Below are 21,550 nucleotides of genomic sequence, written 5' to 3'. Positions count from 1 at the left end.
GGAATTAAGGGTGTTTGCAACCGGCAGGGTCAAGTGGTTTTTGACCAGTTGGTCCAAAAATTGTGCCTTAGTTAAGGTGCAACAGGTATTCCATGACCATTGCGTCGCAGGTTTCGCCGGATTTTCGGGCATAGTAGCCCTTTCGCTGCCCACAAGGCCGGTATCCGCACCGTTCATACAGCGCAATTGCGGGCAGGTTGTCGGCGGCCACGTCCAAAAAGGCGCGTTTTGCCCCAAGCGTTTTGGCCTTAGAATGCCAGTCCGCCATGCATTGCTGGCCAAGACCCCGCCGCTGATACGCGGGGTGAGTCGCAATGGTCAGCAGTTCCGCTTCATCCGCGATGACCTGAAACAGGGCGAAAGAATCACTTGATCCAACGCAGTGCGTAAACGGGTTTGCCAGCAGGTCGGCAAACTCTGCCGCTGTCCACGGGCGGGATTGTGTGAATGCAGCCGCATGTGTTTGGGCCATCTCGTGTGGGGTCATTCGTCCAGTAGCACCGGAGGTTGGTCGCCGGATGGCGCGGCATCAGCAGCCCGGACATACAGCGGGGCAGGTGGGTCTGAGACGTCTTTCCAGCGACGCGCAGCAACTGTGGCAATTGCCTGTGCCTGTGCTGCCGGATCGGAGCAAAAGAACAGCTGTCCGAGCGTGTCTGCCTCGATTTTGGGCATCAGGCGCGCGGGGCCGTCGCATTGCTGCAGATAGACCTGTTCGCGCGGTGCCTGAATGGCCGGGATCTGACCGTTCGGTGCGATTTCGGCCAAGGCATCGAAGCCTGAAACCCCGACGGCCGGAACACCTAGCCCCAATGCCAGACCCCGCGCTGCCGAGACCGAGATTCGAATGCCGGTGAAATTCCCCGGTCCGACACCGACGCCAATTGCGTCAAGATCGGCCCAGATACAGCCAGCTTGCTCCAAAACCTCTTCCAGCAACGGCATCAGCCGTTCGGCCTGCCCGCGCGACATGGCCTCGGTGGTTGACACAATGATTTGCCCATCCCGCAGCAAAGCGGCCGCGCAATGCGCGGCCGATGTGTCAAATGCCAATATTGTTGGGTCAGACGGCAACCGGGCGAACCTCGGTCACTTCGGGAATATAGTGGCGCAGCAGGTTCTCGATGCCCATTTTCAGGGTCAGGGTCGAAGACGGGCAGCCCGCACAGGCGCCCTGCATATGCAGATAAACCACGCCCCGGTCAAAACCGTGGAACGTGATGTCACCCCCATCCTGCGCAACCGCTGGCCGGACGCGGCTGTCCAGCAGGTCCTTGATCTGATCCACGATTTCCGAGTCTTCACCGGTATGTTCCGCATGGCCCGAGGCCGCCGTTGCGTCTGCACCCATGACCGGTTGGCCGGACTGAAAATGCTCCATCACTGCGCCAAGGATGGCGGGTTTGATGTGATCCCATTCTACAGAGTCAGATTTGGTGACCGTGACGAAGTCATTGCCAAAAAACACGCCAGTCACACCGCTGACACCAAAGATACGCTTGGCCAAGGGGGATTTCTCACCCGCTTCGGCAGTTGGGAAATCCGCTGTTCCCGCTTCCAGCACCGTCTGGCCGGGCAAAAACTTCAACGTAGCCGGGTTTGGGGTGGATTCGGTCTGAATGAACATGGGGCAGCTCCATCTGAGATGCCTCTGATATGCGCGTGGCGCTCGTGGAAGTCAAGATTTGGAACGGTTCTAAATTCGAGTCGCGTAGTCCAACGCCTCGTCCAATCTGTCGTCACCCCAGAACAGTTCGTCACTAACGCAAAAACTCGGGGCTCCAAAGATACCCTTTTCCTTGGCACGCTGGGTTTGCTGGAACAAGGCGGATTTGATGTCCGGCTCAGCGGTTCGGTGCAGCAGATCTGGCGATAGCCCAGCCTTGTTCAAACAGGCCAGCAGCGTCGCTTCGTGCGAGATATCGCGCCCATCTCCAAACTCAGCATTGTAGACCGCACATACAAGTCGGGCCTTATCAGCTGGGTCGTCGATTGCCAAAACAAGCCGCGCCGCGCGCAGGCCATTTTGGGGAAAAGGGTCCGGTTTCTGAAATGGCAGGCCCCGTGCGGAGCATAACCTTTCCATATCGTGCCACATATATGTGCCCTTGGCGGGGTAGAGGTTGAACGGCGATGTGGTCCACCCCTGTTCCGCAAAGATAGGCCCCAGCAGAAAGGGCTGCCAGTCGACCACTACGCCGCGATCAGAGGCTGCCTGTTCGATACGCATGGCGCTGAGATAGGAATAGGTCGAGGCGAATTCGAACCAGAATTCGACCCGTGCCCCCATATCAGGTGATTTCCTCAAGTTTTTCCTTGCTTAGATCACCAGGTACGATCGTGATCGGAATCGGCAAGCTGCCAGAGCTTTTTGTTAACTGGGTGATCAGGGGGCCGGGACCTTTCTTGTCGGTTCCTGCGCCCAGAACCAGCACCCCGATCTCAGGGTCCGATTGAACATGTTCGATGATCTGAGGCACGGGATCGCCCTCGCGGATCGCAAGTTCAGGATCGACGCCCTGTTTGTCGCGCATCCATTTGGCGAACACCTCATAATGCGCATGGATACGCTCGCGCGCTTCTTCCCGCATCACTTCGGCCACGCCGATCCAATGGTTAAACTCATCCGGCGGGATCACGGACAGGATCGTGACACCGCCACCGGTGTGCGAGGCGCGCATGGCGGCAAAGCGCATGGCGTTCAGGCATTCGCGGCTATCATCCAATACGACCAGAAACTTGCGCATGGGGGTCCTCATTCATTTCGGGGATCATGCCCGACCGATAGCGTGCTGGCAACTCGGGCAAATACCGGGTGATCGGTTAGCCTTCGCTTGCAGCCCAATCCCAGTAAAGCGCGCGTGCGCGCCGCGCGATAGGGCCAATCTGATATTGTGTATCGTCCAGAGCAGTCACGGGCGTCACTTTGTTCATGTTCCCGGACATGAACACCTCATCCGCTGCGTGGAAATCATCAAAGCTCAGGATGGTTTCGTGGATCGTGACACCATCCGCGCGTAAATTCGCGATATGACGCGCGCGGGTGATTCCGGCTAGGAACGTGCCGTTCGGGATTGGGGTAAACACCTCTCCATCCTTGGCCATGAAGATGTTGGCGGTTGCAGTCTCGGCAACATTGCCCATCGCATCCGCCACCAGTGCGTTTGAGAAACCCTTGGCCTTCGCTTCGGCCAACATCCGGGCATTGTTCGGATACAGGCACCCGGCCTTGGCGTTCACCACGGCAGACTCCAGAACCGGCCGCCGAAACTGAGTAGTTGTCAGCGTGACAGAGGCCGTTTCGGGCGCCATCCGGATTTCTTCCAGACAGATGGCAAATCCTGTGCTGTTTTCCTGCGGCACGATTGCGGTGTGATCGCCATCAATGCCCCAATACATAGGGCGAATATAAACAGCGCTGTCAGGGGCATAGCTTTGCAGCCCCTCATGCACCAACTCGACCATGTGTTCAGGGGTCACAGTCGGGGTCAGCATCAGCGCTTTGGCGGATCGGTTCACGCGGGCGCAATGGGCCAGCAAGTCTGGGGCCATACCGTTGAAATACCGTGCCCCGTCAAAGACGGACGACCCCAGCCATGCACCATGATCTGCCGCGCGCATAATAGGCGCGTCCCCATCATGCCACTGCCCTTCAAAATAGGTGCGGATGTTTTTGCCCGTTGCCATGACGCCCTCCCAATCTTTGGGCAAACCTAGGAGGGCGTCAGGCGAAGGTCCAGTGCAATCAGCGCGTCGACGCGCCGACCATTCCAACGATCTCGTAGGTTTGTTTCAGGATCGGCACGGTGATCTCGCGCGCGCGTTCGGCACCTCGGGCCAGGATGCGGTCGATCTCGGACTGATCATTCATCAGGCGGGCCATCTCGGACGAGATGGGCGAGAGCTTTTCGACCGCAAGATCGGCCAGCATCGGTTTGAAGTCTCCGAATTGCTTGCCGCCCACATCTGAAAGTACCTGTTCCACGCTTTGATCCGAAAGGGCCGCGTAGATATTGACCAGATTACGTGCCTCAGGCCGGTCGTCCAAACCGTCTGCCTCGGAGGGCAGGGCATCCGGGTCCGTTTTGGCCTTGCGGATCTTTTTGGCGATGGTGTCGGCATCGTCCGTCATGTTGATGCGGCTCATATCCGACGGGTCGGATTTGGACATCTTCTTGGATCCGTCCCGCAGGCTCATGACGCGTGTCGCTGCCCCTTCAATCACGGGTTCAGTGATCGGAAAGAAATCCACGCCGAAATCATTGTTGAACTTGATCGCAATGTCGCGCGTCAATTCCAAATGCTGTTTCTGGTCATCCCCCACGGGCACATGTGTCGCGTGGTAGATCAGAATGTCAGCTGCCATCAGCGACGGATATGCAAACAAACCCAACGAGGCGTTCTGTGTGTTCTTGCCCGCTTTGTCCTTCCACTGGGTCATGCGCTGCATCCAGCCCATCCGGGCGACGCAGTTGAAGACCCAACCAAGCTGTGCGTGTTCCGGCACCTGGCTTTGATTGAATAGTATCGACTGTTCCGGATCGATGCCAGCCGCGATGAACCCGGCGCATAGCTCGCGGGTATTGTGCGACAGCACTGCGGGGTCTTGCCATGTGGTGATCGCATGCAGGTCGACCATGCAATAGATGGTTTCGAACTCTGGCCCTTGCATATCCACAAAGCGCTTCAGCGCGCCCAGATAGTTGCCCAAGGTCAGCCCGCCCGAAGGTTGGATGCCGGAAAACACGCGCGGCGTGAATTGGGTCTGGGTCATCGAAGGGAACTCCCGTCTGGAAAAATCAGCCCTCGTCGCTTACCCATGAGGGTCAGGGACGTCAACAGCCGCGAAAGGCCCGGCAGATGAGCAGTGAGCATTATACACCCGCCGTGAACCCTCTGCCGCCAGTCGTCGTGGCGCTGGTTCTGTTCATCATGGGGATCGAGCTGGCTTTTATTCTGGGAGAGCGCGGCCTGATCGGCGGGCCTGGGGCTATTGGCTGGCGCACGCAGGCGATTGACAGTTATTCGTTCTTTGTCAGCCAGTTTGACCGGATGTTGCAGACAGGGCAGTGGCGCGCCGATTATCTGATGCGCCTGGTCACATATCCGTTTGTCTCGTTCAACTTCACGCAATCCGTCTTTGTCTGCGTCTTCGTTCTAGCCATGGGTAAGATGGTTGCCGAAGTGTTCGGGAGCATTGCGACGTTGCTGATCTTTGTGCTGTCTGGTGTCGGCGCAGCTGTGGTCTATGCGTTGATCCTGGCTCCTGGCGCGTATCTGGTTGGCGGGTTTCCACCAGTCTACGGCTTGATCGGCGCATTCACATGGCTTTTGTGGCGCAAGCTGTCTTTGGTGGGCGAGAACCAGGCAAGGGCGTTTCAATTGATTGCAGTGCTGATGGGAATTCAGTTTCTGTTTCGATTGATCTTTGGCGGGGCGCCGGATTGGATCGCCGATCTGGCCGGGTTTGCCACCGGGTTCGGATTGTCATTCTTTCTGGCACCGGGTGGTTGGGCCCGGATCAGAGGTCGCATTCGGCGGGATTGATCAGGACCGTCGCAAGGCGCGTTTGAACTCGGCCAGCTTGAAAGCCCCCAACAGGTGTCCAAGCACAAAATACGTTACGGCTGCGACGCTGATCAGACCCAATAGGGCAAGATAACGCCAGCCTGCCAACGCGAAGGCCCAACCAAACAACTGGATGGCAGCAAACAACACGACACCCATCCCAACCGAAGCCGCCCCAATCCGCCATGCCCGTTGTTTGAACCGATCATCGAACCGCGCCTCATCGCCCATGCGGCGCGCGCCGATGGCCAGTAAGGCGACCATGGCCCATCCAGCGGCAGAGGCGGCAATAGCGGGCGCAATCCATCCGACCAGCGGATAGAGCCCAAAGGCCAACGCCGCATTGATGACCATGGCGACCACAGCATAGCGGAAGGGCGACCGCGTATCCTCGCGCGCAAAGAACAGGGGTTGCAGAAGTTTCTGCAGCATAAAAGCGGGAAGCCCGACGCCATAGACGGCAACGGCCAACGCTGTGGCGGCAGTATCCTCGGGGCTGAATTGGCCCCGTTCGAACAGGACCGAAACCAGTGGGATTGGGATGATCAAAAAGGCAATGGTTGAGGGCAGCGTGAGCAGCAGCATGAACTCGCCAGCGCGGGAAAAGGCGTTGCGTGCGCCATCTTTGTCATCCGCGCGCAGGCGTCGGGACAGATCAGGCAGCAGGACGATACCGATAGCAATCCCCACAACGCCCAAGGGGAGTTGATACAGCCGATCTGCCGCAAAAAGCCAACTGACGGCTTTCTCGGTTTTTGAAGCAACCAATTGTCCAACCACCAGATTGACTTGTGTGACACCCATCGCCAAAGCCGCCGGTATGGCGATGCGAACCATGTTGCGCATCTCGGGGCTAAGTCGGGGTACGCCGGGGCGAATGCGGATGCCGGCCCGTTCCGTTGCTACCCAGACCAGTGCCAGTTGTGCGACACCAGCAACAGGGATCACTGCGATCAGCCAGCGAATGACCTCCCCCCCGGACAGAGCGCCGAAGATCAGGGCTGTGCAGGCGAAGATGTTCAGCAAAACGGGGGCTGCAGCGGCGGCTGCAAAGCGTCCGGTAGCGTTCAGGACACCTGAGAACAATGCCGCCAGAGACATAAAAAGGATGTAAGGAAAGACGATATAGCCATAGTCGACGGCCAGATCGAACCTTTGGTCTCCATAAAACCCTTCTGCCGTTAGCCAAACAAGGCCGGGCATGAAAACCATAGCCAGACCAACCAGTACCAGTACAGCGGCACCTAGTAGATTAAAGGCATCCTGCGCGAACCCTTCGGCGTTTTCATCGCCCTCCAGCCTTTTCGAAAACATCGGTACAAAGGCGGCGTTGAATGCCCCTTCGGCAAAGAACCTGCGGAACATGTTGGGCAGGCGGAACGCGGCGACAAACGCGTCCATCACCGGTCCGGGGCCGATATAGGCGGTCAGCAGAATCTCTCGCAAAAACCCAAGGATACGGCTGGCCAGGGTCCAGAACCCAACCGTAAACAGGCCCGAAAACAACCGGATTTGCTTCATGAGACCGCGCGCTCGGCGCCTTCGGTGATGGCTTTGCGCAGCTTTGCCTCAAGCCCGCGTTGCTTGCTTTCCGAGTGGTACTTCAGGCCAAACATATCTTTCACATAGAAAGTATCCACAACCTGTTCGCCATAGGTCGCGATCACCGCGTTGGCGATATAGACGTTCGAGGAAGCAAGCGTACGGGTCAGATCATACAAAAGCCCTGTCCGATCACGGGTATCTACCTCGATGATCGTGTAAATCTCGGAACCCTCGTTGTCGAAGGTGATATGGGTCGGCACGTTGAAGGCGCGTTCGCGTTTCTTGATCTTGTCGCGGGATTTCAGTGCTTCACCGGCGACCACCTCACCTTTGAGCGTCTTCTGGATCATCTGCGTTAGGCGCGGCAGGCGCGAAGCTTCGAATGGGTGACCCTCGGCATCCTGTATCCAGAACGCATCGGTGACATAGCCGTCCTTGGTGGTGTAGCTGCGCGCGTCCACGACATTGGCACCGACCAATGCCAGCGCACCGGCGATCCGTGCGAAAATGCCGGGGTGATCACCCATCGCAAAGCAGGCGCGGGTCGCATCACGATCTTCATCCGGGTGTAGGCGAATTTCCATTGCCCCCGGATCGCCGCTGATCTCAAGCGCGCGCAACATCTCGGCAAATTCGACATGAGCCGACAGAGGCAGACCCTGCCAATAAGGCGCATAGTGACGACCAGTTTCTGTCTTGAGGTCTGTCTTGGTCCAGTTGGCCAGTTCGGCCCGCAACGCCTTTTTCGCCTCGGCTCCACGATTGGCGCGGTTCAGGACCTCCAGTCCGGTGTCCAATGCACGTTTGGTTTCAGCATGCAGCGCACGCAGCAGGGTGGCTTTCCAGTTGTTCCAGGTGGTTGGCCCGACGCCGCGAATATCACACACCGTCAGCACGGTCAGCAGGTCCAGCCGCTTGACGGTCTGCACCGCCTTGGCAAAGTCGCGCACCGTGCGTGGGTCCGAGACGTCGCGTTTTTGTGCCATGTCTGACATCAGCAGGTGATACCGAACAAGCCATTCGACGGTTTCACATTCGGTCTTGTTCAACCCAAGCCGTGGGGCCACTTTGCGCGCGATTTGCGCCCCAAGGATCGAATGATCTTCGGGCCGCCCTTTGGCAATATCATGCAGCAACAGCGCCACATACAAAACCTTGCGATTGACGCCGCCTTCCAGAATTGATGAGGCCAATGGCAAAGCCTCAACCAATTCGCCACGTTCAATCTGAGCCAGGTTCGTGATGCATTGGATGGTATGCTCGTCCACCGTGTAGCTGTGATACATATTGAATTGCATCATCGCGACGATGGGCTCGAACTCGGGCAGGAAAGCCGATAGCACTCCAAGCTCGTTCATGCGCCTTAGGGCGCGTTCGGGGTTGCCGTGTTTGAGCATCAGGTCCAGGAAAATGCGCCGCGCTTCTTTATCGTTGCGCATGTCTTCATCGATCAAGTGCAAATTGGCCGTAACAAGGCGCATGGCGTCGGGATGGATCAACATGCCGGTCCGCAGCCCTTCTTCAAACAGGCGCAGTAAGTTGACCTTGTCAGACAGAAACGCATCCGGGTCGGCAATGTCCAGCCGCCCATGCACAACCTTGTAACCGTCTTTGACCTGAGGACGCCGGCGGAAAATCCGTTCCAGCAGCGGGGCACCTTTCACATGCGCCGCTTCCAGCTTGGTCAAGAAGATTCGCGTCAGTTCGCCTACGCGGGTCGCTTCGCGGAAATAGCGTTGCATGAACACTTCGACCGCGCGTCGCCCGGCACGGTCTTTGTATCCCATGCGCTCGGCCACTTCGACTTGCAGGTCAAAGGTCAGCTGTTCCGTTGCGCGGCCGGTCACCAGATGCAGATGTGATCGAACGGCCCATAGGAAATCTTCGGCCTCGACAAATGTTTGAAATTCTTCGGGTGTGAACAACCCCAAAGGCACCAGTTCGGCCACGTCCTGGACACCGTAGATGTATTTGGCGATCCAATACAGCGACTGCAGGTCACGCAATCCGCCTTTGCCCTCTTTCACATTGGGCTCGACCATATAGCGCTGGCCCTGCTTCAGGTGCCGGGCGTCGCGTTCTTGCAGCTTGGCTTCAATAAACTCGCGCTCGGTTCCTTTGAACAGTTCGGATTTAAGCCGTTTGTCCAACTCATCCGCCAGCGCCTTGTCACCCGCCAGATAGCGTTGCTCCAGCATGGCTGTGCGGATGGTAAAGTCCTCTGCCCCGAGGCGCAGGCAGTCTTTGATCGTGCGAGAGGAATTCCCGACCTTTAACCGCAGATCCCACAGGATATAGAGCATGGATTCGATCACGCTCTCGGCCCAGGCGGTGATCTTGTAAGGCGTCAGAAACAGCAGATCCACGTCGGATGCGGGGGCCATTTCGCCCCGCCCATAACCGCCAACCGCCAGAACGGCGATCCGCTCGCCTTGTGTGGGTGTCGCAAGCGGGTGCAGTCGTTCGCTGGACACGCGCATTGCCGTGCCCACCAACTGATCGGTTAGGTAGGTATACGAACGCGTCAAGGGGCGCGCTTCAAATGGGCGCTTCGCGAAGGCATCGGCAATCGCTTTGCGTCCGGATTTTTGAGCCTCCCGCAGGATTCGCACCGTTTCTGCCCGCATGGCGGTATTGTCCGAGCAGGTCTCAAATGCAGCAGCCAAGTGTTCCGTCACATTGGCACTGTCGAAAATGTCGTTGGCGGGGCAGATCAGTTCAGCATCAGGCGCTGTGATCAGGCCGGACCGGTCAGAAACCGGCGCCAGCGAAGCTTTGTGGGGCAGGGTCAATCACAACCACCTGTTTGTTCTGGATCGTGGCGACGGCCAGACCGCGTTCATTGGTGCCATTCGGAAGCAGGCGGAAAATGCCGCCTACGCCCTGGAATCCGGCGCTCTGGGTCAGGGCTGCTCCGGTCAGCGCATTTGATTTGCCTTGTGCAACCAGCGCGCCAATCGCGGCGATCCCGTCATAGGCGAGGCCGCTGATCGGATGCGGTGCTTCGCCATAGGTCGCGTTATAGCGCTGACGATAGGATTGCGCCTTGGATGGGTCGGGCAGGGCAAACCACCCCCCCTGAACCCCTGGTAGTTCAAGTGTTTGAGGCGGTATATCCCAACGCGTCAGGCCGATGAATTGCGTTGTGGCAGGGGACACGCCCGCTTCGGGCAAAAGCTGTGTCAGCAAAGGCAACGCCCCAGCTGTTGTCGCCGTCAGGAAGACCGAGTCCGCACCGGAAGAATCGACGGTGGCCTTGATGGTCGGCACCGCGTTGATCACCCCTTGTTGCGAGCGGTCATAGGATACGTTGCCCGCGTTGTTGACCGGGCTGCTGCCTAAGGCAGAGGCAATTGCAGATTGCCCCAACTGGCCGGCTGCGTCGTTGCTGTAGACGATCACGGTTCCGGTTTTGCCTTGAGCGGCCGAATAGTTCACCAGCCGGTTCGCTGTGTTCTGGAAGGTTGGACCAAGAACAAAGACATTGCCTCCGGCGATGCTGGTATTGTTCGAGAAAGACAGGACATTGACGTTTTTGTTTAACACGGCCAAGCCAGCGGCATTTGCGGCCTGCGCGTAAACCGGGCCAATAATGATCTTTGCACCGTCTGCCACAGCCTGTTGCGCGACTGTCGAGGCGGTGCCCGCATTTCCGGCCGTGTCATAGACCCGAAGGTCGACTTTCACGTTCGGCAGATCAGACATGGCAAGCCGAGCGGCATTTTCGAGGCTTTGTGCCAATGCGGCGTCTCCGGCCTGACCTGAACCGCGCGGCACCAATAGGGCGACCGGAACGGGATCGGATGTATCGATTGATGGACCTCCGCCAAGGCCGCCGGGCTCACAGGCTGACAGTAATGCTGCGATGGCCAGGGCCGCTGCGGCTTTTGCCAGCTTGCTTATGGGATTGCAAACAGTAAACATCTAAAAGAAAACTCCCTGATCCGGCAGCGCGCGACGCCGCTGTTCTGTCGATCCGAGATAATAAACGTCACGCGGTGAGGGTCCAGCTTTGAATTTCCAAAAGATCAGATTGGCTGCGGGCCTGTATTTTGTTGCCACACCCATCGGAACCGCGCGCGACATTACGCTCAGGGCTTTGGACGTCTTGGCCTCTGCCGACATGATCGCAGCCGAAGACACGCGCAGTCTGCGCAGACTGATGGAGATTCATGGCGTTCCACTACAGGGGCGGCGCATTCAGGCCTATCACGATCACAGCGGTGCAGGAGCACGCGGCAAGATCATGGATGCGTTAGACCAGGGGCTTTCGGTGGCCTATGCGTCCGAGGCTGGAATGCCGCTGATTGCGGACCCAGGCTATGATCTAGGGCGGCAGGCATCCGAAGCCGGCTATACCGTGACCTGCGCGCCCGGCCCGTCGGCGGTTTTAACCGCGCTCACGCTGGCCGGATTGCCTACGGATGCGTTCTTTTTCGCGGGATTTTTGCCAAATGCGTCTGGCGCACGTCGCAGTCGTATCGAAGCGCTGCGTAATATTCCCGGCACGCTTGTTTTTTACGAATCGCCAAAGCGTGTGGCGGCGTGTCTGTCTGATCTGGCAGATGTTCTGGGATCGGACCGCCAAGCCGCGCTTTGCCGCGAATTGACGAAAAAGTTCGAAGAGGTTCGGCGCGGCAGCTTGGGTGAGATTTCGGACGCCTATGAGGGCCAGTCCGTCAAAGGTGAAGTTGTTCTACTGGTGGATCGAAGTCATTCGCAAACCGTTAACGAGTCTGACGTAGAAGAAGCACTGATCCAGGCCTTGCAAACCCATTCGGTACGGGATGCGGCGGATCTGGTGTCGCAAATGTACGAACTGCCGCGCCGCCCGATCTACCAAAAGGCCCTGAAACTGGGAAAGGGATAAGATGGCGCAACGGTCGGATCAGGGATCGGTCTCGTATCATGCAGGGCAGGCCGCTGAATCGCGGGTTGCAAGCGATTATGAACGACGCGGATATTCGATTGCGCATCGACGCTGGCGCGGCGCACGTGGAGAGATTGATTTGATCGCACGTGATGCGAATGGGTTGGTGTTCATCGAAGTGAAGAAAAGCAGCAGTTTTGACCGGGCCGCTGCCCGGATCACGCGGCGGCAAACGGAACGAATTTGCGCCTCTGCCGCGCAGTTTCTGGAAAGCGAACCGGGTGGGCAACTGACGAATGTCCGGTTTGACGCTGCCCTGGTAGATCGCTCAGGCGCGGTTCAAATCATCGAAAACGCATTTGGTCAGGCCTAAGCCCCATTGAACCACTCGGCCTGCTGGGCCATGTATCTGGCATGAAGTTGAGGGACATGCCATGAAAATCGCCTTTCAAATGGACCCGATCGGGGACGTTGACATCAATGCCGACAGTTCTTTCCGCCTGGCGGAAGAAGCGCAGGCCAGAGGTCATGAGCTGTTCTTCTACGGCCCGGACCAATTGGCCTATCAAGAAGGCAGGATCACGGCACGGGGTCACGATATGACGGTGCAGCGGATACCTGGCGACCCGGCTATACTTGGGCCAGAGCGCGAAGTTGATCTGGCCGATTTTGATGTCGTCTGGCTACGTCAGGACCCTCCGTTCGATATGCACTATATCACGTCGACACATCTTCTTGATCGGCTCAAAGGTCAGACGCTTGTCGTGAATGATCCGTTCTGGGTGCGCAATTATCCTGAAAAACTGCTGGTGTTGGATTTCCCGGAATTGACACCGCCCACGACGATTGCGCGGGATTTGCAAACCATCAAAGCGTTCAGGGACAAGCATCAGGACATCATCCTGAAGCCGCTCTATGGCAATGGCGGCGCAGGCGTGTTCCGGCTGGATGCGGGTGATCGTAACCTAACCTCTCTGCATGAGCTGTTTACCGGCTTTTCGCGTGAGCCGTTGATTGTGCAGAAATTCCTGCCCGACGTCAGAAATGGCGACAAGCGTGTGATCCTTGTGGATGGCGAGGCCGTCGGCGCCATCAACCGTGTTCCTGCCGAAGGTGAGACCAGATCGAACATGCATGTGGGCGGTCGGCCCGAGAAAATCGGGCTGACAGAACGCGATCTGGAGATCTGTGCTGCAATCGGCCCGCTTCTGAAAGAAAAGGGCCAGATTTTTGTCGGCATCGACGTCATTGGCGACTATCTGACCGAGATCAACGTGACCTCGCCGACCGGCATACAAGAGCTTGAACGGTTCAATGGTGAGAACATTGCCGAAAAGATCTGGCAGGCGATTGAGGCCAAAGTTTAAGCCATCACCTTGGCGCTGATGCGAAAACTCAGCGCCTCGGCCACGTGAGGGCGGCGGATATCAGGTGCTCCTTCGAGGTCCGCGATGGTGCGCGCGACCCTCAGAATGCGGTGAAACGCGCGGGCTGACAGGCCAAACCGGTCAGCGGCCTTAAGCAACAGCTCTTTCCCTTCAGCATCTGGCGCGGCAACTTCTTCCAACAGTTTGCCTTCGACGTCGGCGTTCTGACGTACTGAACTGTGGCCCTCGAACCGGGCGGCCTGCACCGCCCGTGCTTGTTCGACGCGTGCGGCGACGGTGGCTGAACTGTCACCAGAGGGCGGCAGATCGAGGTCGGTGAATGCAACCGGCGGCACCTCGATCCGCAGGTCGAATCTGTCCATCAACGGGCCGGAAATGCGGTTTAGGTAGTCCTCACCGCATCCGGGTGCACGCGAACAGGCTCGGGACGGGTCGGTCAAATATCCGCATTTGCAGGGGTTTGCCGCCGCGATCAGCATGAAGCGGCAGGGGTATTTCACATGGGCATTGGCACGGGCGACCATGACTTCGCCGGTTTCAATCGGCTGGCGCAGGGTCTCTAGCACTGTTCGGGGGAATTCGGGGAACTCATCCATGAACAGCACGCCGTTATGGGCCAGCGATATCTCACCCGGTTTCGCGCCCTTACCACCACCAACAATCGCCGCCATCGAGGCCGTATGATGTGGTTCCCGAAAGGGCCTAGTGCGGCTGATCCCACCTTCATTTAACAGCCCGCATAGGGATTGGATCATTGATGTTTCCAAAGCCTCAATCGGGGTCAATGGGGGAAGAATCCCGGGCAGGCGGGCCGCAAGCATAGACTTCCCCGATCCGGGCGTACCGATCATGATCAGATGGTGTCGGCCAGCGGCCGCAATCTCCAACGCGCGTTTGGCCCGTTCCTGACCCTTAACATCGCGCAGATCACGTGGGTTGGCTGCAAGGGTCACCTCACCCGGTTTTGCGGCGGCAAGCGGCGTCTGGCCCGAAAAGTGGCGCACAACATCGCCCAATGAACCAGCCCCGATCACCTGGGTTGCATCGACCCAAGCCGCCTCGGCGCTGGAGGCGCGGGGGCACAGCAAGGCGCGTTCTTCGGACGCGGCGGTCATCGCGGCAGGCAGGGCCCCGACAACAGGAACCAGTGACCCATCCAGCGACAATTCCCCCAATGCGACCGTTCCTTCTGCCGCGTCGGCGGGGATGATCTCAAGCGCTGACAGCAATGCGACGGCAATGGGCAGGTCGAAATGGCTGCCCTCTTTCGGCAAATCCGCCGGGGACAGGTTGATGGTGATCCGTTTCGAAGGCAGCGCGATAGCCATAGCGCTGAGCGCGCTACGCACCCGGTCGCGCGCTTCCGAGACCGCCTTGTCGGGCAGACCCACGATGGAAAATGCCGGCAGTCCGGGCGAAACGGCGCATTGCACCTCAACTGGGCGGGCATCAACCCCTTGAAACGCAACGGTATGGGCGCGGGCGACCATGGCAATCCTGTTCTTGGTTAACAGGACGTTGCTGCCATGGTTGCGGTTTAGGAATCGTTAACGACGTCTCGCATGGCGATGAATTTTGGCCAGGCCTCGGGGTCTGCGGCAGTTTTATCGCGGCAGAATGCGTTGCAGAAACCCCAGCATTGCCCATCGAGTTCCAGAAAATCCGTCACCGGTTCCTCGGAATACGGGCAGTGCGCGTTCAATGAGGGGCCGGTTTCGACAGTTTTGGCGGTTGATATGCCACCGATGGGCCAGGGCGAAGAAACGGAGCCATGATTGTAGGGAAATGGATCGTACTCAACTGTCAGTCCCATGGCTCGCCATTGCCGTACCGAGGTCTGGCCAAGCAGAAAGTGGCAATAGTCGAGATTGGCAGCAGACACCGGCAGACCATAGCCCACAATCCTTGCCGCGACCGGGGTGTAGAACACATCCGCAAGTGAATAGGCTCCGAACAATGGGCCATCTGCAGCCCCGGATATCTGGCGGGCATGAGCCCACAGCGTTTCAACACGCTCCAAATCTGCCAGCGTATCCTCTGATGGGTTGAAGTCTTGCCAGGTGTGTTTCAACTGCATGGGGCAATCTTCACGCAAAGCGCTGAAGCCGGCGGTCATCTCGGCGCAGAGCCACCGGGCTGTCGCCCGTTCTGCCGCATCTTTTGGCCAGAGCCCGGCATCCGGATGGCATTCAGCCAGCGTTTCGGCCATCGCCAGGCTTTCACCCACGACCGTTCCGTCGGGCATGCGCAAGGCGGGCACAAGGCGCGCAGGTGCGATGGTCTGCATATCCTGCGCCATCGTGCCGGAATACAGCCCGATCATATGGTTTCGATAGGGCAGGCCAAACTTTTCCAGCATTAGCCAACCACGCAAGGACCAGCTGGAAAACAGCCTGTCACCGATAAAGAGATCATAGGTCATGGGCCCACGATGGCGTCGGGTCGGCGTTTGGTAAATCAGTGATTTGTGCGCAGTGGGATCACGGACGGTGATTGATCGCCCCTGCGGACCAGCCTGTTCCCTCAAAGGTCAAATGGGTGACGGACAGGTTGTCGATACGATGGGCAAAAGTCTGTTGTCCGTCCAGATCAAGTGCCCGCTGAACCTGCGTCAGGATCACCCCGAAATGGGCGACGATCACAATATCGCGGCCATGTTGATTCGCGATCAGGGCGTCAACAGCGCGGTCGACGCGCGCGCGGACCTCGTTCCAGCTTTCCCCGTCTGGTGGGCGCACGTCACCGGGATTGTCCCAATAAGCAAAAGCCAGTTCAGCGTCCTCGGCCTCGATCTCTTTGAAACCGCGCAACTCCCATGCGCCAAAATTGATCTCTCGCAGATCACGATGATGCGGCAGGCGTGCACGCGTGCCTTGAATAGCGGATGCGGTATCAACGGCGCGCGACAGGTCTGATGAGACAACGACGGCGTCATGAGGTAAATAGTCATGCAGCCGCTTCAGGGCGGCGGTGTCGCTGAGATCAGCGGGAAGATCTGACCACCCGACCATGGTTTTGGCATGGGTTGGGCCATGCCGGACCAGATGCAACCGCGTCACGTCAGTGCGCCTTTCAGAACACTCGGTAGACCTGCTGTCACTTGAACCACCAACTCTGCCTGTGCCGCCAAGGCGATGTTCAATCGGCCCTGTGCCTCACGAAACCGGCGGGCCAAAGTGTTTTCGGGGACGATTCCGTGCCCCACCTCGTTCGATACGATGACGATCTGGGCCGGGCAGTTTTTAACGGCTTGTAGTAGGTCAGTCTGCGCAGTATGCAGATCGCTCTCAGCCAACAGGTGATTGGTCAGCCACATGGTGGCGCAATCGATCAAGCAGATCTGTTCGGGGTTTAGATCAGCCAATACAGGTGCCAGATCCAGCGGGGCCTCGACCGTTGGCCAATCCGGCCCACGCTGCGCGATATGGTGATCGACTTTCGCGCGCATCTCATCATCAAACACTTGTGAAGTGGCCAGATAAACGCGGCTTTTGCCCGATGAAACAACCAGTTGTTCGGCAAAGGCGGACTTTCCCGATGCAGCCCCACCCAGAACAAAGGTTAAATCGGGAAGCACAATTCTTACCTTTCAAGTGATCCGGTCTGTTGGGTTCTGCGTATCGACCATAGGTCGGCAAGGCAAGCCCGGCCATCGAATATCAAATAGGGAGAGTTTCATGGCACTTGACAACGCGACCGACTTTTCGATGTCCCGGCGAGCGATGAAGGCGGAACTGCTTGACGCGGAGACTGAATTAAAGCTGGCTTATGCATGGCGAGACCAACGCGATGAACAAGCCCTGCACCGTTTGATCACCGCCTATATGCGGTTAGCTATTTCGATGGCGGCTAAGTTCAAGCGCTACGGCGCGCCCATGAACGATCTGATCCAAGAGGCCGGTTTGGGCCTGATGAAAGCCGCCGACAAGTTCGACCCCGACCGGGGCGTGCGCTTTTCGACATACGCGGTCTGGTGGATCAAGGCCAGCATTCAGGACTATGTGATGCGCAACTGGTCGATGGTGCGCACCGGCTCGACCTCGTCCCAGAAATCCTTGTTTTTCAATATGCGCCGTGTTCAGGCGCGGCTGGAGCGTGAGGCCGCAACCGAGGGTCTTGAGCTGGACCGCCATCAATTGCACCAGATGATCGCGACCGAGATTGGTGTGCCGCTGCGCGATGTCGAGATGATGGAAGGTCGCCTGTCCGGGTCGGACTTCTCGCTCAATGCGGTGCAATCTGCCGATGAGGACGGACGCGAGTGGATTGACGCGCTGGAAGATGATCGCGAGCAGGCCGCTGAAGCGGTAGAACACAGCCATGATACCGAGCAATTGCGCGAATGGTTGCTGACTGCGATGAAGTCGCTGAATGATCGGGAAAGGTTCATCGTGCGTGAACGCAAGCTGCGGGAACCGGCACGAACTCTTGAAAGCTTGGGTGACGAGCTTGGTCTATCAAAGGAACGCGTGCGCCAGCTTGAGGCTGCCGCCTTCACGAAGATGCGTAAGAACCTTGAAGCCCAATCGCGTGAGGTGCAACACTTCATCGCATGACACGATTTGCGATTCTTCTTTTTGCTCTGACAGTTACGGCAATCCCGGCGCGCCAGGGTATTGCTGCTCACCTTATCCCTGACGACGTGATTGCTGCGATGCAGGCAGCGGATGTCGTGATATTGGGTGAGATTCATGACAATCCGGACCATCACAAGGTTCAGACCGAGGCGATTGAGGTGATTGCCCCTTCTGCTGTCGTTTGGGAAATGGTCACCGAAGAGGGCGCACAACGCTTGGCGCAGACGGCGGTCTCGAACCCAGAAGAGCTGGGCCGTATTCTGCGCTGGGCGGAAACGGGCTGGCCACCGCTCAGCATGTATTATCCTATCTTCCAGGCCACAGACGCACCGGTTTACGGTGGGATGGTGCCGCGCGCGGCAGCGCGGGCTGCTATGGATCGCGGCGCGGCAACCGCGCTTGGCGCAGATGCGGCACGCTATGGTTTGACGGTGCCGCTACCTGCGCAGGAACAAGCGGCGCGCGAAGCGGATCAACTTGTGGCGCATTGCAATGCACTGCCCGAACAGGTGCTGCCGCAGATGGTTGCGATACAACGCCTGCGTGATGCGGTGCTGACACGATCGATCTTGCAAGCGATGGACGATACCGGTGGGCCCGTTGCCGTGATCACTGGCAACGGTCATGCGCGTAAGGATCGCGGTATCCCGACCTTCCTGTCTCGTCTACGTCCCGGATTGAAGGTTTTTGTCCTTGGTCAATCCGAAGACGGGCAGATCGAAGGAACCTTTGATGTGGTCATCGATAGCCCAGCAGTAGATCGCGAAGACCCCTGCCAAGCCTTTGAGGTGCAGAATTAACCGCTGGTACAACGCCGTGGCCTTGCCTAATGTCAGCGCCGACCAGAACGGGAAAGGCTGAACATGCTGGCTTCCAAACGTATCCTGCTGATCATTGGCGGAGGGATAGCGGCCTACAAGTCGCTGGACCTGATCCGCCGCCTTAAAGAGCGTGGCGCTGCCGTGACGCCAGTTCTGACCCGCGCTGCCGAGGAATTCGTCACACCTTTGTCCGTGTCTGCCTTGGCGGGCGAGAAATGCTATCGCGACCTGTTTGATCTGACAGATGAGGCTGAGATGGGCCATATTCAGCTGTCGCGCTCTGCCGATTTGCTTGTGGTCGCCCCGGCGACGGCGGATCTGATGGGCAAGATGGCGGCGGGGTTGGCGAACGATCTGGCCTCGACCCTATTGATGGCCACGGATACGCCCGTATTGTGCGCGCCCGCCATGAATGTGCGGATGTGGGATCACCCGGCGACACAACGCAATCTTGCGCAATTACAGGCCGATGGCGTGCGTTTTGTCGGACCGAATGAAGGTGATATGGCCTGTGGCGAATACGGCCCCGGCAGAATGTCTGAACCGTTGGAGATTGTTGCGGCTATAGAAGCGCAACTGGCAGATGGTCCGCTGCAGGGAAAACGCATTCTTGTGACATCAGGCCCCACCCATGAACCGATCGATCCCGTGCGCTACATCGCCAACCGATCCTCGGGCGCACAGGGTACGGCGGTGGCACGGGCATTGACGGCGCTTGGGGCAGATGTGACATTTGTCACCGGTCCCGCAGATGTGCCGCCACCCGAAGGCGTGCAGGTTGTACGCGTCGAAACAGCTCAGCAGATGTCAGACGCGGTGGATGCGGCTTTACCGGTAGATGCAGGTGTGTTTGCTGCAGCGGTGGCGGATTGGCGTGTGACCAGTGCATCAGATCGGAAGCTGAAGAAAACGCAGGATGGCTTGCCCGCGCTTGAGTTTGCCGAAAATCCGGACATCTTGAAACGTGTTTCACACATGGATCACGGACGTCCGACGTTGGTTGTTGGCTTTGCCGCAGAAACCAACGACGTTCTTGAAAATGCAACGGCAAAGCGCCAGCGCAAAGGGTGCGATTGGATCGTTGCCAATGATGTCAGCCCTGCGACCGGCATCATGGGTGGCACTGAGAATTCGGTTGTGCTGATTTCGGATGCGGGCGCCGAAGAATGGCCGCGCATGGGCAAGGATGCGGTTGCGGCGCGACTGGCGCAAAAGATTGCTGAGGCTTTGGGTAACTGATGCCCATAGCCCTGAACCAAGAGGTGCAATGATGGTTGCAATCCGGGTAATCCGCGATGCGGGCGCAGACGCCTTGGTGGCTTTGCCATCTTATGAGACGAGCGGAGCGGCTGGGGCGGATGTGCGTGCAAACCTGCCGGATGGTGTCTCAGTGACTTTGGAACCGGGACAGCGTGCGCTGATCCCGACGGGGCTGCGGATCGAGATTCCTGCAGGATATGAAGTGCAGGTCAGGCCGCGTTCCGGGCTTGCGTTGAAACACGGTATTACCCTGCCAAACACGCCAGGTACAATCGACAGCGACTATCGCGGGCCACTGGGTGTGATCCTGATGAACGCGGGGCAAGAGAGTTTCGAAGTTGCGCATGGCGAACGCATTGCGCAACTGGTCGTTGCCCCGGTGGTACAGGCAGATTTCCAGTTTGCATATGAACTCAGCGAAACCGAACGCGGATCAGGCGGGTTCGGGTCCACCGGGCGCGGCTGATGCTGCTGGTTCTGCTGTTTGCCGCTGGGCTTTGGGGCGTCGGCTATATTGCGGGCGTTTCCCGCAGTGCGCGGATCGTTTCTGTGGGCGTACTGCTGTTAGGTGTTATCCTAGCGCAGCTGGTTCTGCCGGATGGTAACCCACTGCGCGAGGCGACAGGCGGATCTGCTGCGATGTGGCTGATGCTGGCGGGATGCATCGGGTTGGTTCTGGGCTATGGCAAGATTCTCAAGGCCCTGCGCAGCCGGGTCACATCCGCGTCCGAACAAGACCCTCAGGTGCGCCCGGATCGGTTTTCGGAAACGGAACTCGACCGCTATGCTCGCCACATCGTATTGCGCGAATTGGGCGGACCGGGTCAGAAGAAGATGAAACAGGCGCGCGTGCTGGTGATTGGCGCGGGTGGTCTGGGTGCCCCGTCCTTGCAATATCTGGCCGCTGCGGGCGTGGGGACCATCGGGGTGATCGACGACGATGTCGTCGAGAACGCCAATCTGCAACGACAGGTCATTCACCGCGATGCCGATATCGGAATGCCCAAGGTTTTTTCCGCACAGCAGGCTATGGAAGCGCAGAACCCGAACGTGACGGTACTGCCATACAACCGCCGCCTGACTGCAGAAATCGCCGCTGATCTGTTCGCTGATTTCGATCTGATCCTAGACGGAACGGACAACTTCGATACCCGCTATCTGGCCAACAGAACGGCTGTCGCGCTGGGCAAACCGCTGATTTCCGGTGCCCTATCGCAATGGGAGGGGCAATTGAGCGTTTTTGATCCCGCAACCTCAGGCCCGTGTTACCAGTGTATCTTCCCCGAAGCGCCTGCCGCCGGACTCGCCCCGTCCTGTGCCGAGGCAGGGGTGATCGGGCCGCTTCCGGGCGTGGTCGGGTCGATGATGGCAGTCGAGGCGATCAAGGTGATCACAGGTGCCGGTGCCGCCTTGCGCGGTGAGATGCTGATCTATGATGCGCTCTATGGCGAAAGCCGCAAGATCACCCTATCGAAGCGCGCCGATTGCCCGATTTGCGGCTAAGTCGGGGCTGTAATTTCA

General features: G+C 58.4%; 23 protein-coding genes. 9 read left to right on the top strand and 14 right to left on the bottom strand.

All coding sequences use genetic code 11. The annotated features are described in order from the left end of the window. Positions 1 to 67: 67 nt before the first annotated feature. The 7 genes from ACR0JX_RS13645 to trpS all read right to left on the bottom strand — a co-directional run bounded on the left by ACR0JX_RS13645 (position 68) and on the right by trpS (position 4,774). On the bottom strand, positions 68 to 487 hold the full coding sequence (locus tag ACR0JX_RS13645) for a GNAT family N-acetyltransferase (RefSeq protein ID WP_480544338.1): 420 nt from the start codon (positions 485 to 487) through the stop codon (positions 68 to 70). Beyond that, positions 484 to 1,074, bottom strand: a complete 591-nt coding sequence (gene tsaB, locus ACR0JX_RS13640) for a tRNA (adenosine(37)-N6)-threonylcarbamoyltransferase complex dimerization subunit type 1 TsaB (protein WP_480544337.1) — start codon at positions 1,072 to 1,074, stop codon at positions 484 to 486. The genes ACR0JX_RS13645 and tsaB overlap by 4 nt, the downstream gene beginning before the upstream one ends. Continuing rightward, the gene (locus tag ACR0JX_RS13635; RefSeq protein ID WP_170535878.1) at positions 1,064 to 1,627 is read right to left on the bottom strand and encodes a NifU family protein; all 564 of its coding nucleotides are present in this window, start codon (positions 1,625 to 1,627) and stop codon (positions 1,064 to 1,066) included. The genes tsaB and ACR0JX_RS13635 overlap by 11 nt, the downstream gene beginning before the upstream one ends. A 69-nt stretch (positions 1,628 to 1,696) precedes the next feature. Then, positions 1,697 to 2,290 carry a DsbA family protein gene (locus tag ACR0JX_RS13630; protein ID WP_480544336.1) on the bottom strand — a complete coding sequence of 198 codons (594 nt, stop codon included), beginning with the start codon at positions 2,288 to 2,290 and terminating at the stop codon, positions 1,697 to 1,699. Position 2,291: 1 nt separating this feature from the next. Continuing rightward, a complete protein-coding gene (locus ACR0JX_RS13625; RefSeq protein ID WP_170535882.1) occupies positions 2,292 to 2,747 on the bottom strand; it encodes a universal stress protein in 456 nt (151 codons plus the stop codon). 76 nt (positions 2,748 to 2,823) lie between these two features. Beyond that, the gene (locus ACR0JX_RS13620; RefSeq protein WP_480544335.1) at positions 2,824 to 3,687 is read right to left on the bottom strand and encodes a branched-chain amino acid aminotransferase; all 864 of its coding nucleotides are present in this window, start codon (positions 3,685 to 3,687) and stop codon (positions 2,824 to 2,826) included. Positions 3,688 to 3,745: 58 nt separating this feature from the next. Then, complete coding sequence (trpS, locus tag ACR0JX_RS13615) at positions 3,746 to 4,774, bottom strand: tryptophan--tRNA ligase (protein WP_480544334.1); 1,029 nt, start codon at positions 4,772 to 4,774, stop codon at positions 3,746 to 3,748. An 86-nt stretch (positions 4,775 to 4,860) separates the two neighbouring features. Here trpS and ACR0JX_RS13610 point away from each other — a divergent pair, with 86 nt between their 5' ends. After that, positions 4,861 to 5,547, top strand: coding sequence for a rhomboid family intramembrane serine protease (locus tag ACR0JX_RS13610; protein ID WP_480544333.1), 687 nt, complete (start codon positions 4,861 to 4,863; stop codon positions 5,545 to 5,547). Here ACR0JX_RS13610 and murJ read toward each other — a convergent pair whose 3' ends face one another. The 3 genes from murJ to ACR0JX_RS13595 are packed head-to-tail and all read right to left on the bottom strand — an operon-like array spanning position 5,548 to position 11,037. Next, positions 5,548 to 7,089 carry a murein biosynthesis integral membrane protein MurJ gene (gene murJ, locus ACR0JX_RS13605; RefSeq protein ID WP_480544332.1) on the bottom strand — a complete coding sequence of 514 codons (1,542 nt, stop codon included), beginning with the start codon at positions 7,087 to 7,089 and terminating at the stop codon, positions 5,548 to 5,550. Then, complete coding sequence (locus ACR0JX_RS13600) at positions 7,086 to 9,905, bottom strand: [protein-PII] uridylyltransferase (RefSeq protein ID WP_480544331.1); 2,820 nt, start codon at positions 9,903 to 9,905, stop codon at positions 7,086 to 7,088. The genes murJ and ACR0JX_RS13600 overlap by 4 nt, the downstream gene beginning before the upstream one ends. Further along, positions 9,865 to 11,037: a penicillin-binding protein activator gene (locus ACR0JX_RS13595; protein WP_480544330.1), complete on the bottom strand. Its 1,173-nt coding sequence runs from the start codon at positions 11,035 to 11,037 to the stop codon at positions 9,865 to 9,867. Before ACR0JX_RS13595 ends, ACR0JX_RS13600 begins: the two co-directional genes overlap by 41 nt. 88 nt (positions 11,038 to 11,125) lie before the next feature. Here ACR0JX_RS13595 and rsmI point away from each other — a divergent pair, with 88 nt between their 5' ends. From rsmI to gshB, 3 genes are all read left to right on the top strand, one after another. Further along, positions 11,126 to 11,983 (top strand): 16S rRNA (cytidine(1402)-2'-O)-methyltransferase, encoded by an 858-nt coding sequence (rsmI, locus tag ACR0JX_RS13590; protein ID WP_480544329.1) that lies wholly within the window; start codon positions 11,126 to 11,128, stop codon positions 11,981 to 11,983. A 1-nt stretch (position 11,984) separates the two neighbouring features. Beyond that, a complete protein-coding gene (locus tag ACR0JX_RS13585; protein WP_480544328.1) occupies positions 11,985 to 12,356 on the top strand; it encodes a YraN family protein in 372 nt (123 codons plus the stop codon). A 61-nt stretch (positions 12,357 to 12,417) separates the two neighbouring features. Further along, a complete protein-coding gene (gene gshB, locus ACR0JX_RS13580) occupies positions 12,418 to 13,350 on the top strand; it encodes a glutathione synthase (RefSeq protein ID WP_480544327.1) in 933 nt (310 codons plus the stop codon). On the opposite strand, the gene ACR0JX_RS13575 is transcribed toward gshB, so the two are convergent. From ACR0JX_RS13575 to cobU, 4 genes are read right to left on the bottom strand one after another with little or no spacing between them, the layout of a single operon-like run. Beyond that, on the bottom strand, positions 13,347 to 14,861 hold the full coding sequence (locus ACR0JX_RS13575; protein WP_480544326.1) for a YifB family Mg chelatase-like AAA ATPase: 1,515 nt from the start codon (positions 14,859 to 14,861) through the stop codon (positions 13,347 to 13,349). The two genes, gshB and ACR0JX_RS13575, sit on opposite strands and share 4 nt — an antisense overlap. A gap of 47 nt (positions 14,862 to 14,908) precedes the next feature. After that, positions 14,909 to 15,793: a glutathione S-transferase gene (locus tag ACR0JX_RS13570; RefSeq protein WP_480544325.1), complete on the bottom strand. Its 885-nt coding sequence runs from the start codon at positions 15,791 to 15,793 to the stop codon at positions 14,909 to 14,911. A 58-nt stretch (positions 15,794 to 15,851) separates the two neighbouring features. Continuing rightward, positions 15,852 to 16,430, bottom strand: coding sequence for a histidine phosphatase family protein (locus ACR0JX_RS13565; protein ID WP_480544324.1), 579 nt, complete (start codon positions 16,428 to 16,430; stop codon positions 15,852 to 15,854). Beyond that, the gene (gene cobU / locus ACR0JX_RS13560) at positions 16,427 to 16,948 is read right to left on the bottom strand and encodes a bifunctional adenosylcobinamide kinase/adenosylcobinamide-phosphate guanylyltransferase (RefSeq protein WP_480544323.1); all 522 of its coding nucleotides are present in this window, start codon (positions 16,946 to 16,948) and stop codon (positions 16,427 to 16,429) included. The genes ACR0JX_RS13565 and cobU overlap by 4 nt, the downstream gene beginning before the upstream one ends. 100 nt (positions 16,949 to 17,048) lie before the next feature. Between cobU and ACR0JX_RS13555 the strand changes: the two genes are divergently transcribed. From ACR0JX_RS13555 to ACR0JX_RS13535, 5 genes are all read left to right on the top strand, one after another. After that, positions 17,049 to 17,927, top strand: coding sequence for an RNA polymerase factor sigma-32 (locus ACR0JX_RS13555; RefSeq protein WP_170535908.1), 879 nt, complete (start codon positions 17,049 to 17,051; stop codon positions 17,925 to 17,927). Then, positions 17,924 to 18,748: a ChaN family lipoprotein gene (locus tag ACR0JX_RS13550; protein ID WP_480544322.1), complete on the top strand. Its 825-nt coding sequence runs from the start codon at positions 17,924 to 17,926 to the stop codon at positions 18,746 to 18,748. Before ACR0JX_RS13555 ends, ACR0JX_RS13550 begins: the two co-directional genes overlap by 4 nt. Positions 18,749 to 18,811: 63 nt before the next feature. Beyond that, complete coding sequence (gene coaBC, locus ACR0JX_RS13545) at positions 18,812 to 20,008, top strand: bifunctional phosphopantothenoylcysteine decarboxylase/phosphopantothenate--cysteine ligase CoaBC (protein ID WP_480544321.1); 1,197 nt, start codon at positions 18,812 to 18,814, stop codon at positions 20,006 to 20,008. A gap of 31 nt (positions 20,009 to 20,039) precedes the next feature. Beyond that, positions 20,040 to 20,495, top strand: a complete 456-nt coding sequence (gene dut, locus ACR0JX_RS13540; RefSeq protein ID WP_480544492.1) for a dUTP diphosphatase — start codon at positions 20,040 to 20,042, stop codon at positions 20,493 to 20,495. Further along, positions 20,495 to 21,532, top strand: coding sequence for a HesA/MoeB/ThiF family protein (locus ACR0JX_RS13535; RefSeq protein ID WP_480544320.1), 1,038 nt, complete (start codon positions 20,495 to 20,497; stop codon positions 21,530 to 21,532). Before dut ends, ACR0JX_RS13535 begins: the two co-directional genes overlap by 1 nt. Positions 21,533 to 21,550 lie beyond the last annotated feature (18 nt).

It is taken from the genome of Ruegeria sp. AH7 (assembly GCF_056541325.1).
The sequence above is the reverse complement of the archived record's forward strand: the minus strand, read 5'-3'. Positions and strand labels throughout refer to the sequence as shown.

Coding starts and splice junctions, on each gene's coding strand:
- ACR0JX_RS13625 (WP_170535882.1), bottom strand. CDS start 2,747: ATGCGCAAGTTTCTGGTCGTATTGGATGATAGCCGCGAATGCCTGAAC.
- ACR0JX_RS13595 (WP_480544330.1), bottom strand. CDS start 11,037: ATGTTTACTGTTTGCAATCCCATAAGCAAGCTGGCAAAAGCCGCAGCG.
- coaBC (WP_480544321.1), top strand. CDS start 18,812: ATGCTGGCTTCCAAACGTATCCTGCTGATCATTGGCGGAGGGATAGCG.
- trpS (WP_480544334.1), bottom strand. CDS start 4,774: ATGACCCAGACCCAATTCACGCCGCGCGTGTTTTCCGGCATCCAACCT.
- ACR0JX_RS13575 (WP_480544326.1), bottom strand. CDS start 14,861: ATGGTCGCCCGCGCCCATACCGTTGCGTTTCAAGGGGTTGATGCCCGC.
- ACR0JX_RS13570 (WP_480544325.1), bottom strand. CDS start 15,793: ATGACCTATGATCTCTTTATCGGTGACAGGCTGTTTTCCAGCTGGTCC.
- murJ (WP_480544332.1), bottom strand. CDS start 7,089: ATGAAGCAAATCCGGTTGTTTTCGGGCCTGTTTACGGTTGGGTTCTGG.
- ACR0JX_RS13550 (WP_480544322.1), top strand. CDS start 17,924: ATGACACGATTTGCGATTCTTCTTTTTGCTCTGACAGTTACGGCAATC.
- gshB (WP_480544327.1), top strand. CDS start 12,418: ATGAAAATCGCCTTTCAAATGGACCCGATCGGGGACGTTGACATCAAT.
- ACR0JX_RS13535 (WP_480544320.1), top strand. CDS start 20,495: ATGCTGCTGGTTCTGCTGTTTGCCGCTGGGCTTTGGGGCGTCGGCTAT.
- ACR0JX_RS13620 (WP_480544335.1), bottom strand. CDS start 3,687: ATGGCAACGGGCAAAAACATCCGCACCTATTTTGAAGGGCAGTGGCAT.
- dut (WP_480544492.1), top strand. CDS start 20,040: ATGGTTGCAATCCGGGTAATCCGCGATGCGGGCGCAGACGCCTTGGTG.
- ACR0JX_RS13610 (WP_480544333.1), top strand. CDS start 4,861: ATGAGCAGTGAGCATTATACACCCGCCGTGAACCCTCTGCCGCCAGTC.
- ACR0JX_RS13555 (WP_170535908.1), top strand. CDS start 17,049: ATGGCACTTGACAACGCGACCGACTTTTCGATGTCCCGGCGAGCGATG.
- ACR0JX_RS13630 (WP_480544336.1), bottom strand. CDS start 2,290: ATGGGGGCACGGGTCGAATTCTGGTTCGAATTCGCCTCGACCTATTCC.
- ACR0JX_RS13635 (WP_170535878.1), bottom strand. CDS start 1,627: ATGTTCATTCAGACCGAATCCACCCCAAACCCGGCTACGTTGAAGTTT.
- ACR0JX_RS13585 (WP_480544328.1), top strand. CDS start 11,985: ATGGCGCAACGGTCGGATCAGGGATCGGTCTCGTATCATGCAGGGCAG.
- ACR0JX_RS13645 (WP_480544338.1), bottom strand. CDS start 487: ATGACCCCACACGAGATGGCCCAAACACATGCGGCTGCATTCACACAA.